The sequence below is a fragment of the Streptomyces sp. NPDC048278 genome, from assembly GCF_040652195.1.
Classification (GTDB): domain Bacteria; phylum Actinomycetota; class Actinomycetes; order Streptomycetales; family Streptomycetaceae; genus Streptomyces.
In genome coordinates this window covers 58,512-71,910 of record NZ_JBEZLP010000009.1, presented here as the reverse complement: position 1 = coordinate 71,910, position 13,399 = coordinate 58,512, and the positions used below count along the sequence as shown (strand labels likewise).

The following is a 13,399-nucleotide window of genomic DNA, read 5'->3' as shown; positions in this document are numbered from 1 at the left end:
GAATGCGGCAGCAGGCTGGAGTGATCGCGGGACCGGCCGTGCCTAGCGTGATGACGCATGGCAACGTTCTCCCTGAAGTCCACCCTGGCGTTATCGGTGGCGGCGCTCGTGCTCGCCTCCGCACCGGCGGCCCTCGCACGCTCGTCGCCTCCGGGGCCGGCCGAGCGGTGCGGTCCGCCGGACGGCGTCCGACGCGCGCTGACCCGGCTGACCGCCGACGACCACCTCGCGGGGGCCTCGGTCCTCGCCGACGGCCCGTGCGGACGCTGGACCGCGACCGCCGGTACCGCCGACCTGCGCACCGGCCGTCCGATGAACACCACCGACCGGCTGCGCGTCGGCAGCGTCACCAAGACGTTCACCGCGACGGTCGTCCTGCAACTCGCCGCCGAGCACCGGCTCTCCCTCGACGCCACCGTCGACCGCTACCTGCCGGGCCTGATCGACACCCACGGCTACGACGGCCGGCGCATCACCGTGCGGCAACTCCTGCGCCACACCAGCGGGTTGCCCGACTATCTCGACGCACCCGAGTGGGAGCACCCCGAGCGGCTGCGCTACCGCCACTTCGAGGCGGGCGAGTTGGTCGCGCGAGCACTCGAACTCCCCCGCCCACAGCGGTCCTGGCACTACGCCACCACCAACTACCTGGTCCTGGGCCTGATCGTGCAGAAGGTCACCGGGCACAGCGCCGAGGACGAGATCGGCAGCCGGGTGATCCGGCCCCTCGGGTTGCGCGACACCTACTGGCCGGGGGACGCGACCCGTATCCAAGGGCCGCACTCCCACAGCTACTTCACCTCCGGTGACGGGCGGCGCGTCGACGGCACCGACTGGAACATGTCCCTCGGCGGGGTCGGCGGTGCCCTCGTCTCCACGCAGGGCGATCTCACCCGGTTCGCCACCGCGCTGCTCGGCGGGCGGCTGCTGCCCGCGGCCCGACTCGCCGAGATGGAGCGGACGGTGGCCGCCGATCCGGACCGGCTGTGGCCCGGCGCCCGGTACGGCCTGGGGCTGATCTCGTCGCCGCTGTCGTGCGGCGGGGTGTGGTGGGGACACGCCGGGACCGTGCCCGGCGGGCACCGTGCGCTGGTCGCCGTCGGCCCCGGTGGCCGGAGCGTGGCCGTCGCCCTGAACCAGGTCCCGGACAGCCTTCAGGCCGAACGGGACTTCCGGCACCTCGTCGACACCTCCCTCTGCGACAGCGAAAGGACCTCCGTATGACCGGCTTCGCGGCGACCGCCGCCCTGGCCCTGGCGAGCGCGCTCGCCCTCGGCACCGCACCGGCGGCCACCGCCTCCGTCGCCCCTGACCCGCTGGCCCGCTACCACCACCAGCACCTCACCTGGAAGAGCTGCGTGCTCGGCCCCGACGACGACACCGGCAAGGACCTGGAGAAGGCGGGCGCCCGCTGCGCCGACGTCACCGTGCCGTTGGACTACGCCGACCCGGGCGGCCGTACGATCACGGTCGCCGTCTCCCGGATCAGGGCCACCGACACCGCCCACCGCGTCGGAGCGCTGCTGCTCAACAGCGGTGGCCCGGGCGGCCAGACGCTCGGTGACCCGCCGTGGGTGCGGGAGGCGATGAAGGACACCGGCAAGCGGTTCGACGTGGTCGGCGTGGATCCCCGTTTCGTCGGCCGCAGCACGGCCATGGACTGCCACTGGCCCACCGGGTCGGGGATCCGCGGCCCGGGGCACGACCGGGCCGGCTTCGACCGCTCCACCGCCCTCGCCGAGGAACTCGCCGGGGACTGCCGGAAGCACGAGGGCGACGTGCTGCCGTACGCCACCACCCGGAACACCGCACGGGACATGGACGTGATCCGCGCGGCGCTCGGTGAGCGGCGGATCTCCTACCTCGGGTACTCGTACGGCACGTACCTGGGCGAGGTGTACGCCACCATGTTCCCGGGCCGCACGGACCGGGTCGTGCTGGACGGGGTGGCCGACCCCGCCCGGTACAGCCCGCGCCTGCTGCGCGGTTCGGAGTCCGCGAACCGGCACGCGCTGCGGGACTGGGCCGCCTGGGCCGCCGCCCGCGACACGACGTACGGCCTGGGCCGCGGCCGGGACGCGGTGCTGGCCGTCGTGGACCGGATCCAGGCCGCCGCCGGGCGCGCGCCGCTGCGGGTGGGCGGCTACCGGGTGGACGACGGCGTCGCGCCGATGGTCGTCTTCAGCGGTCTCTCGCAGGACGACGACGCGGCCTACGGCGCCCTCGCGGCGGCCGTCCGCGACCTGCGGGACGCGGCCGACGGCAAGGCGGTCAACCCAAGTCCGTGGCTGGCCGACACGCTCGGCTTCACGCTGACCGGTTCCGAATCGGCGTACGGCAGCGTGCAGATGGCGATCCTCTGCGGGGACGTCGCCGCTCCCCGCGACCCGGAGACGTACTGGAAGGACGTGCAACGGGCCCGGGCGCAGGACCCGTTGTTCGGTCCCGTGACCAACAACATCGGGCCGTGCGCCTTCTGGGACCCGCCGCGCGAGCGCCCGACCACGATCCGGGACGACCTGCCGGCCCTCCTCGTCAACGCGACCGGAGACCCGCGCACCGTCTACGCGGGCGCCCAGGCGGTGCACCGCGGCTGGCCCAGCTCCCGCCTGGTGACGCTGCGCGGTGCGGACCAGCACGCGGTGTTCGGGGTCTACGGCAGCGCCTGCGCCGACGCGGCGGTCAACGCCTACCTCGCCGGCGGGCGGCTGCCGGCGACCGACGTCAGCTGCGCCGCGCGTCCTGTGCCAGCGCCCTGAACTCCGCCCACCGCACCTCCGGCCGGGGCAGGCCGCGCCGGCTCAGATAGCGGTCGGTGGCCCGCCTCGTGCTGCGCAGCACGCTCACGGCGTCACTCACCCGGCCGGAGCCCATCGGCTCCACGACCTTGCCCGGGACGAACACCCGTCCGGTGCCGTCCGCCCGCAGTTCGCCGCGCACGAGCGCGTTGTGCATGTGGTTGAGGCGCTCGTCGTGCCGGTGCACCAGTAGGGCGGCGGGGCCGGGTGCGGCCGGGCAGTCGGCCGGTACGTCCACGGCGAACCCCTCGCCCGTGGGCACCGGCCGGGTGCGGGCCAGGACCGGCGCGCCGGAGGTGTCGCGTGCGGCGAGCACCGCGGTCGGGAAGCGGGCGAGCTGCGCGGCGCCGACCAGGTCGCCGGCCGGGGCCGCGGGCACGCCGGACGACGGCAACGGCGGGCGTACGACGACCTGTCGGGGCGTGACGGTGATCAGCAGGCGCAGGTAGTACCAGTCCATCACCAGGCGCATCGGCGCGGAGACGTACGACCTGCTGTGCGGCTGCCGTGCGAACAGCATCCGCCAGTAGTCCTCGGCGCCCTCCGGCCCGGTCATGATCTCGTCGGGGCAGTCGGCGTGGCCGCCGACGAAGATCTGCGGCGGATTCTCCAGGCCGCTGCCGGTGGGGTCGGAGAAGAGCAGGGCGACGCGGCCGTCCCGGCGGATGTTCAGCGCCTTCTGCGCGAACGCCACGGAGGTGCTGAGCAGCAGCGTCCCGTCCGGGCGGCGGCGCACGGCCGTCGGCCAGGCGAGCGGGGTGCCGTCCCGGCCCAGGGTGGCGAACTCGCAGGTCCGGTAGGCGTCGAGGGCGTCGAGCGGGGCGGAGTCGAGGAGGGCCACGGGCTACTCTCCGTCCAGCGGGCCGCGCACGGCCCGGCGGTAGGCGGCGTACTGGCGGCGGCCGACGGCCCGCCACAGCAGCCGGCCGATCAGCGGGGCCTTGCCCAGGAAGAAGGCGCTCTCCTCGGGGGTGGCCTCCTCCAGGATCGCGCCGAGGGCCAGCATGCGCTTGTTCTTCGGCAGCCCTTCCAGGCCGCGCTGTCCGACCAGTTCCCATTCCGGGACGGTGAGATGCTCGGCGACCAGCGGGAGCAGCGACCGCTCCTCCTCGTCGAGGTGGTCGAGGAGCGCGATCCGGTGCGCGTCCAGGGCCAGCGCCAGTTCCTCGCCGGGTATCCGGTCACCCGACCGCTCCCACAGGGACAACCACTCGCCGACCGCCGCCAGGGTGCGGTCGATCGCCTCGTGCTGCTCCGTCATCCGCTCCACCAGCGCCGCGTCGTGCGCGGCGCGGTCCCGCAGCAGCGGCCAGATCAGTTCGTCCTCGGCGTGGTGATGGTGGTGCAGGCCGAGGATGTAGTCGCGCAGGGCGGCGGCGATGTGCGCCGCGCGGGCCCGGTCGCCGTCGGGCACGGCACGCACCAGCCGGGGCAGCAGTGCCGACTCGCGGCGGAAGACCCGGTGGACCACGACCATTTCGTGGGTGTGCGGACGCTCCGCGGTGGCGGAGGCGCCGTGGCTGCTGTTGAGGGACACGCTTGCTTGCTCCAACGATCCGGTGTGTGCGGTGAGCTGCCCACGGTCGGGCACACCGCTTGGCGCCCGCTTGGCATCCGCTTGGCGGCCGGCTCGGCGTCCCCTCGGCGGCCGGCCGGCGGGCCCGTCCAGTGCGCGTTCAACGTCTGTTGACAGGATCGTTGCAGCGCTCGGGTAGATTCCGGCGACGTGCTGCGTTTGCGAGTCCTGGGTCCGCTGGGTGCCGATGTCGCCGGGACACCGGTCGAGTTGGGCGCTCCGCGGCAGCGCGCCGTCCTGGCCCTGCTGATCGCGGCCCGGGGCGGTGTCGTACCGGTGGACCGGATGGCGGACGCGCTGTGGCGGGGCGAGCCGCCGGCCAAGGCCGGGGCGTCGCTGCACGCCTATCTGTCCAACCTGCGCCGGTCGCTGGAACCGGGGCGCCCGCCGCGGGCCCCGGCCACCGTGCTGGTCACCGTGGCGCCGGGGTACGCCCTGCGGCTGGCCGCGGACGCGGTGGACGCCTGGCGGTTCGAGACCTGGGTCGGGCGGGCCAGGACCGCCCCGGCCGAGGAGGCCCGGCGGCTGCTCGCCGAGGCGCTGGGCTGGTGGCGGGGGCCGGCCTTCGCCGAGCACGCGGACGAGGAGTGGGCCGCCGCCGAGGTGGCCCGCCTGGCCGGGCTGCACACGGAGGCCCGGGAACTGGCCGTCGGCGCGGATCTGCGCACCGGCCGGGCGGCGCAGGCCGCGGCCGACGCCGAGTCACTGGTCCGGGACAGCCCCTTGCGCGAGGAGGGCTGGCGGCTGCTCGCGCTCGCCCACTGGGCCTGCGACCGGCAGGCGGACGCCCTCGCCACGGTGCGCCGCGCCGGCGTCGTGCTGCGCACCGAACTCGGCTGCGATCCCGGGCCCGCCCTGCGGGAGGTGGAGCACGCCGTGCTCAACGGGCGGCTCGACGTGCTGCGTGCGGCCGGGCCCGAGCCCGTCGCCGCACTCCCCGCCCGCACCGGACCCGGTCTGTTCGTCGGCCGGGGCCCGGAGCTGCGCGGCCTGGACGCGGCGGCCCGGGCCGCACGCGAGGGCGGCGGACTCGTGCTGGTCACGGGCGCGGCGGGGGCCGGCAAGTCGGCGTTCCTCGACCGGGCCGCGGCCCGGCTGCGCGAGGCCGGCTGGCGGGTGGTGGTCGGGCGCTGCCCCGAGTACGAGGGCGCACCGCCCGCGTGGGCGTGGGTGGAGGCGCTCGGCGCGCTCGCCCGCGAGGTGCCCCCGGCCCGGCCGGAGGAGCTGACGGTGCTGCTGCGGGAGCCGGAGGGCACGACCGCCCCCGCCCCGGAGGGGGAGGCCAGTGCCGGCCGCTTCCGCATGCACCGCGCCTTCGCCGCCTGGCTGCGCGCCGCGGCCTCCCGGGCACCCCTGGCGGTCCTCCTGGAGGACCTGCACCGGGCGGACGCCGAGACCCTCGCCCTGGTCGAGGCGGCGGCCGGGGTCACCGGGGTGCCCCTGCTCACCGTCGCCGGTTACCGGCCCACCGAGGTCGGCGAGCACCTCCTGAAGACCCTCGCCCAGCTCGCCCCGGCCGCGCCGCACCGGATCGCGCTGGACGGCCTGCCGCGCGAGGACACCGCCACCCTCGTGAACGCCGTCTGCGGGACCCCGGTGGCTCCGGAGACCGTGGCGGCGCTCGCCGAGCGCACCGGCGGCAATCCGTTCTACGTCCTGGAGAGCGCCCGGCTGCTGGCCGACGAGGGCGCCCTGGTCGCAGTCTCCGAGGTCCCCCAGGGGGTGCGTGACGTGCTGCGCAGGCGCCTCGCCCTGCTGCCCGCCGCCGCCCGGTCCGTCGTCCAGCTCACCGCCGTGCTGGGCCTTGAGGCCGAGGTGGCCCTGCTCGTCGACGCCGCCGACGCGGACGAGGAGCAGGTGCTGGAGGGGCTCGACGCGGCGCTCGACGCCGACCTGCTCGCCGAACCCGGGCCCGGCCGCGTCCGGTTCGTGCACGCCCTGGTCCGCGACACCGTCTACGCCGACCTGTCCGGCGCCCGGCGCTCCCGGCTGCACGCCCGCGTCGCGCGCCTCCTGCGCCACCACCGGCCCGGTGAACTCGCCGCCCTGGCGCACCACTTCGCCCGGTCCGGCAGCGCGGCCGACGCCCCGCTCGCCGTCGACTACGCGCTGCGGGCCGCCGAGGCGGCGGAGCGGCGCTACGCCCACGACGTCGCCGTCACCCTGATCCAGCAGGCGATCGACACCCACACCGCGGCCACGGGCGACGACACCCCGCCCGACCGGCTGATCGAGCTGTCGGTACGGCTGCTGGGCGCCCAGGTGCGCACCGGCGCCACCGACACGGCCCGGCGCACCCGGCAGCGCGCGGTGGAACTCGCCGAACAGGCCGACCGGGGCGACCTGGTCGCGGCCGTGTACGGGGCGTGGACCGAGCCCGCGCCCTGGCGCAGCCGGCTCGAAGGGCCGTTCGACCGAACCGCGCTGGCCCGGCTCGAACGGCTCGCCGCCGACTACGGGCTGGACGGTCCGACGCGGGCCCGGGTCCTCCAGGTGCTCGTCGACGCGGTGGCCGCCGAGGACCCGCACCGGGCCCTGCAGGCGGCCCGCGCCCAGCTGGCGCTCGCCCGTGCCGACGGCGAACCGCGCCTGATGGCCGCCGCGTTGATGACCTCGGCACGGCTGCTGCCGCACGAGACCGGGGCCGGCACCCGGCCGCCGTTCACCGCCGAACTGCGCGACCTCGCCCGGACCCACGACCTGCCCGCCTATCGCTGGGTCTGCGAGAACCTGGACGCGATGACCGCCGCCGCCCGCAACGACCCGGGCGCCGTGCACCGGCACACCGCGGAGGGGCTGGTGCTCGCCCGCCGCTACCGGCTGGTGTGGGCGCAGGGACTCAGTGCGGCGACCACCGCCATGCTGGCCTGCGTGGCCGGGCGCTTCGCGGCGGCGGAGGCCGCCTACGCGGAGGCGGACACGCTGCTGCAGCGGGTGGGCGCCCACCACGCCGCCGGCCTGCGCACGCTCGGCCTGATCGCCATGCGGCTCGTCCAGGACCGGGCCGCCGACGTGGAGCCGCTGGTCCGGGCCGTGTACGAGTCGGCGCCCGGGCAGGTCGCGGTGGCCCGGGCGCTGGTCCTGGCCCGCCTCGGCAGACTCGACGAGTCGCTCGCGGTACCGATCGGCGCGGAACCGACACGGGACCATCTCTACGGCCTGGAGCTCGACTTCCGCGCCGAGCTCGCCGTGCTCCACCGGGACCACGGCACGGCGACCGCCCTCCTCGGGCATCTGCGGCCGTTGCGGGACCAGCTGGCCGGGGCGGCGGGCGCGGCGTACGCGAGCCGTCCGCTGGCGCACGGCCTGGCCGATCTGCACCGGCTGCTCGGCGAGGACCGAGCGGCGGCCGAGGGCTACGCGCTGGCCCAGCGCACCGCGCACGCCTGGGGTTCGGCCCACCTCGCGGCCGACGCCCGCCGGGCCGCGGCGGACCTGGCCGAGGCCCGGGCCCGCCGCCGCACCTTCGCGACCTGACGGCCCGGCACCGGGCCGCCTCCGCCGTCAGCCGCCGAGTGCGGTGTCCACCACCGCCTTGGCCTCCTCCTGCACCCGGGCCAGGTGCCCTGGGCCGAGGAAGGACTCGGCGTAGATCTTGTAGACGTCCTCGGTGCCGGACGGGCGGGCCGCGAACCAGGCGTTCTCCGTGGTCACCTTGATGCCGCCGATCGCGGCGCCGTTGCCCGGCGCCTCGGTGAGGACGGCGGTGACCGGCTCGCCCGCCAGGGCCTCGGCGGTGACCTGGGCCGGGGAGAGCTTGGCGAGGAGGGCCTTCTCCTCGCGGGTGGCGGGCGCGTCGATACGGGCGTAGGCGGGTTCGCCGAAGCGGGCGGTGAGGCCGGCGTAGTGCTCGGACGGGGTCCTGTCCGTCACGGCCGTGATCTCGGAGGCCAGCAGGGCGAGCAGGATGCCGTCCTTGTCGGTCGTCCAGACGGAGCCGTCGCGGCGCAGGAACGAGGCGCCGGCCGACTCCTCGCCGCCGAACCCGATGGCGCCGCTGACCAGTCCGTCCACGAACCACTTGAACCCGACCGGCACCTCGACGAGTTGCCGGCCGAGGTCGGCGGCGACCCGGTCGATCATCGAGGAGGAGACGAGGGTCTTGCCGACGCCGGCGCCCGCCGCCCACTGCTCGCGGTGGCGGTAGAGGTAGGAGATGGCGACGGCGAGGTAGTGGTTGGGGTTCATCAGGCCGGCGTCGCGGGTGACGATGCCGTGCCGGTCGGCGTCGGCGTCGTTGCCGGTGGCGACGCGGAACTCGTCGCGCTTCTCGATGAGCGAGGCCATCGCGTACGGCGACGAGCAGTCCATGCGGATCTTGCCGTCCCAGTCCAGCGTCATGAACCGCCAGGTGGGGTCGGTGTAGGGGTTCACTACGGTGAGGTCGAGCGAGTGCCGTTCGGCGATCCGGCCCCAGTACGCGACGGACGCCCCGCCGAGCGGGTCGGCGCCGATGCGGAGTCCGGAGGCCCGGACCGCGTCGAGGTCGAGGACGCTGGGCAGGTCGTCGACGTAGACGCCCATGAAGTCGTACCGGCCGGTGGTGGGTGCGGCGAGCGCCCGCTCGTACGGGATGCGCTGTACGTCCTTCATCCCGCCCGCGATGATCTGGTTGGCGCGGTCCTGGATCCAGGAGGTGGCGTCGGAGGCGGCGGGGCCGCCGCTGGGCGGGTTGTACTTGAAGCCGCCGTCGGCGGGCGGGTTGTGCGAGGGCGTGACGACGACGCCGTCCGCGAGTCCGGTGGTACGGCCCCGGTTGTGGGTGAGGATGGCGTGCGAGACCGCGGGGGTGGGGGTGTAGCCGTCGGCGCTGTCGACGAGGACGGTCACGCCGTTGGCGGCGAACACCTCCAGGGCGGTGACCTTGGCCGGCTCGGACAGGGCGTGGGTGTCGGCGCCCAGGAAGAGCGGGCCGTCGGTGCCCTGGCCGCTCCGGTACTCGCAGATGGCCTGGCTGGTCGCGGCGATGTGGTCCTCGTTGAACGCGGTCGTCAGCGACGATCCGCGGTGTCCCGAGGTGCCGAACGCCACCCGCTGGCCGGGGTCGGACGGGTCGGGGTGCAGCGCGTAGTAGGCCGTGACCAGCCGGGCCACGTCGACGAGGTCCTCCGGAGCCGCCGGCCGGCCCGCTCGCTCATGCGGCATGAGTCCACTTCCTCCGCAGTCGTTGATCGATCGCTCGCCGCCCATCTTTCCTTGTCAGCGGCCACGAACGCGAGTGCGGCACCGGCCGCGCGCCGAAGACACGGCGGGTTCACGGCCGGTTCACAGCAGACGTACCGCGGCGGGCGTGCGCTGTTCGCAGAGGCCCGCCGGCCGGCCGGGGCGGAGCCGGCCGAAGGGGAGAGGGCCCCCGGACGTATCCGGGGGCCCTCTCGTGTCGTTCGGTGTGGCGTGGTGCCGTGCAATGCGGTGCCCAGCGGTGCCGTGCGGTGCCGGTCAGTGGGGAGCGGGCACCGTGCGCGCGGCGGTCGGTGCCTTCGCCGGCTTCGGGTGGAGGACGCGTTCGGCCAACTCGCCGAACAGCAGGCCGAATCCGCCCCACAGCACCACCTGGATGGTGAGCGCCGAGAGCCGGAACCGCCACAGCAGGGTGGCCGGGAAGTCCGCGGGCACCTCGTTGATGACCGGCAGGAACTGGTAGGCGAGTCCGATGACGACGGCGAACGCGGCCACCGCGAGGACGGCCGCCCACCATGTGCCCAACCGCGGCTGGAGCCGCTTGCCGAGGATGGTGGCGGCGACCGCGAGGAGCACGCTGAGCAGCATCATCAGGAAGTAGAGCGTGGTCCGCTTGCCGATGGTGTCCGGGTCGCCCACCGACGGCGGGTTGGCCGGGTACTTCAGGAACGGCACCACGTACACGGCGACCAGGGCGCAGCCGGACAGCAGCAGTGCCGTCGCCCGCGGCGAGAAGCGGCCGACGCGGCCGAGGGCGAAACAGTAGGCGAGGGCGGCGATGCCGCCGAAGGCGACCCCGTAGACGAGGACACCGGTGGCGAGGCCGGCGGTGGACTGCAGGGAGCGGGAGACGACCTCCATCTCGTGCTCGTGCGAGTGGGCGTCCTCGAAGCTGATCGCCTTGTCGACGCTCGGCTCACCGAGGAGGTAGGCGACCACCAGGGCGAGCACGCCGGCGACGAGACCGGCGAGCATGCCCCGCACCAGGAGGTTTCTTACGGTTGCGGAGTTCATGATGTGTTCGGTGCCCCTCGGGTCAGTGGCAGGGGAAGCCGAGGAGATGGCGGGCGTCGTGCACCCACTCGTGGACGTCCGTGCCGCTGACCACGGAGGTGGCGCCCTGCTCGGCGCCGACGAAGTAGAGCAGGACGAGCATCAGGATGCCGAAGAAGACCGCCCAGGGAGCTATCGCGGACAGCGGCAGCTTGGCGGGGACGACGGGGGTGGTGGCTGTCGGCTGAGCGACGGTCTGCGCCATGGCAGAACCTCCTCTGGGAGTTCGCGTCCCATCTCGGTGGTGCACAGGACGACGGCCACGGGTCTGACTCACGAGAGGCCCTGGGGCTCTCGCATACAGTGGCGCGACCGTGCCGGACTCCCACCGGCTTCCGTCTCGCCGTCATCGATATCGGACCGACCGTACCGCCTGGCAAAGAAACGGCCAAGACCGCACCACCAGGCGTGATCTTCGTCTCGCGCCTGATGGGCGGTGGGCGGGAGCGGCTCAGGCGGGCGGCTCAGGCGGGTGGCGCAAGGCCGAGTTCGCGTGCGCCGAGCGGGGCGAAGAAGCGGTCGACGTCGGCGTCGGTGACCTCGGCGAGGGTGGCCGGGGACCAGCGCGGGGTGCGGTCCTTGTCGACGACCTGGGCGCGGATGCCCTCCACCAGGTCGTGGGTCGCGAGGGTCGCGCAGGAGACGCGGTACTCCTGGTCCAGGACCCGTTCCAGCGAGCCGAGTTCGCGGGCCCGGCGCAGGGCCGCGAGCGTGACCTTCAGGGCGGTGGGTGACCTGGTGAGCAGGGTGTCCGCCGTCTCCTTCGCCGCCGGGTCGCCGTGCGCGAGCAGCCGCCGGACGATCTCCTCGACGGTGCCGGCCGCGTAGCAGGCGTCGATCCACGCCCGGTGTCCGGCCAACTCCCCCTCGGGCGCCTGCCGTACGCGCCGGGCGAGCGCCTCGGGTACCGGCAGGGCGGCGAGGTCGGCGACGAACGCGGGGACCGTGCCGGCCGGGAGGCAGTGGTCGGCGAGTCCGCAGAGCACGGCGTCGGCGGCGCCGATCGAAGCGCCGGTCAGGGCGAGATGGGTGCCGAGTTCGCCGGGCGCGCGGCCGAGCAGGTAGGTGCCGCCGACGTCGGGGACGAAGCCGATCCCGGTCTCCGGCATGGCGATCCGCGACCGCTCGGTGGCGATCCGGACGCTGCCGTGCGCCGAGACACCGACCCCGCCGCCCATCACGATGCCGTCCATGAGCGCGACGTACGGCTTCGGGTACCGGGCGATACGGGCGTTGAGCCGGTACTCGTCCCGCCAGAACGCGGCTGCCGCCGACCCGTCGCCGTCCCTGGCGTCGTCGTGGACGGCGCGGATGTCCCCGCCCGCGCACAGACCGCGCTCCCCCGCACCGGTGACGACGACGGTCTGCACGGCGGGGTCGTGCTCCCACTCCGTGAGCGCCTCGTCGATGCGGCGCACCATGGCGTGCGACAGCGCGTTGATGGCCTTCGGCCGGTTGAGCGTGATGTGCCCGGCCCGTCCGTCGACGTGCAGCAGGACGTGTTCCTCGGCGCCGGTCATCCGGACACCTCCGCCGGGCCGCCGGCCACGATGAGGCGCATGATCTCGTCGGTTCCTTCCAGAAGCGGGTGGTCGCGTGGGTCAGGGACGATCTTCCCCCGTCCGTCGCGTCCGCGGCTCACCGACCCGTCGACGCGTCGACCCGTCGCAGGGCGTCCCGGACCTCGGTCGCGGCGGCGGGTCAGAAGGTCAGCACCGGTTTGACCACGTCGTCCTTCATCCGTGCGACCGCTTCGTCGATCGCCGTGAACGGGAAGGCGGTGACGAGTCGTTCGGCGGGGAAACGGCCCGCTGCCCGCCAGTCCAGGAGGAGGGGGACGAAGTCCTGCGGGTTCGCGTCGCCCTCGATGCTGCCCCGGATCGTCTTGCCGCCGCCGATGAGGTCCAGCGTGTCGAGACCGAGGTCCGCCGTGCCGAGGCCGACGACGACCAGGGAACCCAGGGGTGCCAGAGCGCGGGCGGCGGCGCGGACCACCGGGGCCGCTCCGGTGGTGTCGAAGGCGTGCGAGGCACCGCCCGCGGTGAGGTCCCTGATGTGCTCGACGAGATCCGGGCTCGCGCCGTCGAGCGTGTGGGTGGCGCCCAGTTCCTTGGCGAGCCGGCGCCGGCGCTCCACCAGGTCCACGGCGACGACGGTGCCGGTGCCGAGGGCGGCGGCGGCCATCACCGCCGCCAGGCCGACCCCGCCGGCCCCGAACACGACCAGGCTGGAGTCCGGTTCGGGCCGCAGCACGTTGACCACCGATCCGGCGCCCGTCTGGAAGCCGCAGCCCATGGGCGCGGCGGTCACGAGGTCGGTGTCCGCCGGGACCACGACGACGTTCTCGCGGGTGGCGACGGCGTGCCGGGCGAAGCTGGACTGGCCGAAGAAGGAGGACCAGACGGCGTCCCCTCCCCGGGTGAGCGTCGGGCTGCCGTCCGGGCGGCGGCCCGCGTTGTTCAGGGCGGCGAACCGCTCGCAGTACGCCCGCCGTCCGGCCCGGCAACGGGCGCACGTGCCGCAGCTGTTGTAGCTGAGGACGACCCGGTCGCCGGGCCGCACGCCGTTGACGTCGGCGCCGGCCGCCTCCACCACGCCGGCGCCCTCGTGGCCGTACACGGCGGGTACGCCCTGCGGCAGTGCGGCCTTGGTGACCAGGTCGGTGTGGCAGATGCCGGTGGCGGTGAGGCGGACCAGGATCTCGTCGGGGCGCGGGTCGGCGATGTCCACGTCCTCGAGGGTGAAGCCGGTGCCGGGGCCGTACGAGACGGCGGCCTGGGTGCGCATGGTG

At 74.8% G+C, this 13,399-nt stretch carries 10 protein-coding genes and 1 riboswitch; of the genes, 3 read left to right on the top strand and 7 right to left on the bottom strand.

Annotation, left to right across the window (positions count from 1 at the left end; translation table 11 throughout):
- The first annotated feature begins 57 nt into the window (after positions 1–57).
- Positions 58–1,224 carry a serine hydrolase domain-containing protein gene (locus tag AB0D74_RS18010; RefSeq protein WP_362587052.1) on the top strand — a complete coding sequence of 389 codons (1,167 nt, stop codon included), beginning with the start codon at positions 58–60 and terminating at the stop codon, positions 1,222–1,224.
- Positions 1,221–2,759 carry an alpha/beta hydrolase gene (locus AB0D74_RS18005; RefSeq protein WP_362587049.1) on the top strand — a complete coding sequence of 513 codons (1,539 nt, stop codon included), beginning with the start codon at positions 1,221–1,223 and terminating at the stop codon, positions 2,757–2,759. Before AB0D74_RS18010 ends, AB0D74_RS18005 begins: the two co-directional genes overlap by 4 nt.
- Here the strand turns inward: AB0D74_RS18005 and AB0D74_RS18000 are convergent.
- On the bottom strand, positions 2,725–3,639 hold the full coding sequence (locus AB0D74_RS18000; protein ID WP_362587046.1) for a pyridoxamine 5'-phosphate oxidase family protein: 915 nt from the start codon (positions 3,637–3,639) through the stop codon (positions 2,725–2,727). The two genes, AB0D74_RS18005 and AB0D74_RS18000, sit on opposite strands and share 35 nt — an antisense overlap.
- 3 nt (positions 3,640–3,642) lie before the next feature.
- Positions 3,643–4,335 carry a hemerythrin domain-containing protein gene (locus tag AB0D74_RS17995; RefSeq protein ID WP_362587043.1) on the bottom strand — a complete coding sequence of 231 codons (693 nt, stop codon included), beginning with the start codon at positions 4,333–4,335 and terminating at the stop codon, positions 3,643–3,645.
- A 189-nt stretch (positions 4,336–4,524) separates the two neighbouring features.
- On the opposite strand from AB0D74_RS17995, the gene AB0D74_RS17990 reads away from it, so the two are divergent.
- Positions 4,525–7,851 (top strand): BTAD domain-containing putative transcriptional regulator, encoded by a 3,327-nt coding sequence (locus AB0D74_RS17990; RefSeq protein WP_362587040.1) that lies wholly within the window; start codon positions 4,525–4,527, stop codon positions 7,849–7,851.
- Positions 7,852–7,878: 27 nt separating this feature from the next.
- Here the strand turns inward: AB0D74_RS17990 and pgm are convergent, their stop codons facing one another.
- The 5 genes from pgm to AB0D74_RS17965 form a co-directional block, all read right to left on the bottom strand.
- Entirely contained in the window at positions 7,879–9,519 is a 1,641-nt protein-coding gene (gene pgm, locus AB0D74_RS17985) for a phosphoglucomutase (alpha-D-glucose-1,6-bisphosphate-dependent) (protein WP_362587037.1), read from the bottom strand.
- A 294-nt stretch (positions 9,520–9,813) separates the two neighbouring features.
- Positions 9,814–10,569, bottom strand: coding sequence for a CbtA family protein (locus AB0D74_RS17980; RefSeq protein ID WP_362587034.1), 756 nt, complete (start codon positions 10,567–10,569; stop codon positions 9,814–9,816).
- A gap of 22 nt (positions 10,570–10,591) precedes the next feature.
- The gene (locus tag AB0D74_RS17975) at positions 10,592–10,813 is read right to left on the bottom strand and encodes a CbtB-domain containing protein (RefSeq protein ID WP_362587031.1); all 222 of its coding nucleotides are present in this window, start codon (positions 10,811–10,813) and stop codon (positions 10,592–10,594) included.
- A gap of 36 nt (positions 10,814–10,849) precedes the next feature.
- Positions 10,850–10,991: riboswitch (cobalamin riboswitch) on the bottom strand.
- 81 nt (positions 10,992–11,072) lie between these two features.
- Complete coding sequence (locus AB0D74_RS17970; protein ID WP_362587028.1) at positions 11,073–12,128, bottom strand: enoyl-CoA hydratase/isomerase family protein; 1,056 nt, start codon at positions 12,126–12,128, stop codon at positions 11,073–11,075.
- Between the two features lie 181 nt (positions 12,129–12,309).
- Positions 12,310–13,395, bottom strand: coding sequence for an NAD(P)-dependent alcohol dehydrogenase (locus AB0D74_RS17965; protein ID WP_362587025.1), 1,086 nt, complete (start codon positions 13,393–13,395; stop codon positions 12,310–12,312).
- Positions 13,396–13,399 lie beyond the last annotated feature (4 nt).

Excerpts from the sequence above, each read along its gene's own strand:
- AB0D74_RS18010 (WP_362587052.1), top strand. The coding sequence starts at position 58 with ATGGCAACGTTCTCCCTGAAGTCCACCCTGGCGTTATCGGTGGCGGCG.
- AB0D74_RS18005 (WP_362587049.1), top strand. The coding sequence starts at position 1,221 with ATGACCGGCTTCGCGGCGACCGCCGCCCTGGCCCTGGCGAGCGCGCTC.
- pgm (WP_362587037.1), bottom strand. The coding sequence starts at position 9,519 with ATGCCGCATGAGCGAGCGGGCCGGCCGGCGGCTCCGGAGGACCTCGTC.
- AB0D74_RS17980 (WP_362587034.1), bottom strand. The coding sequence starts at position 10,569 with ATGAACTCCGCAACCGTAAGAAACCTCCTGGTGCGGGGCATGCTCGCC.
- AB0D74_RS17975 (WP_362587031.1), bottom strand. The coding sequence starts at position 10,813 with ATGGCGCAGACCGTCGCTCAGCCGACAGCCACCACCCCCGTCGTCCCC.
- AB0D74_RS17970 (WP_362587028.1), bottom strand. The coding sequence starts at position 12,128 with ATGACCGGCGCCGAGGAACACGTCCTGCTGCACGTCGACGGACGGGCC.
- AB0D74_RS17965 (WP_362587025.1), bottom strand. The coding sequence starts at position 13,395 with ATGCGCACCCAGGCCGCCGTCTCGTACGGCCCCGGCACCGGCTTCACC.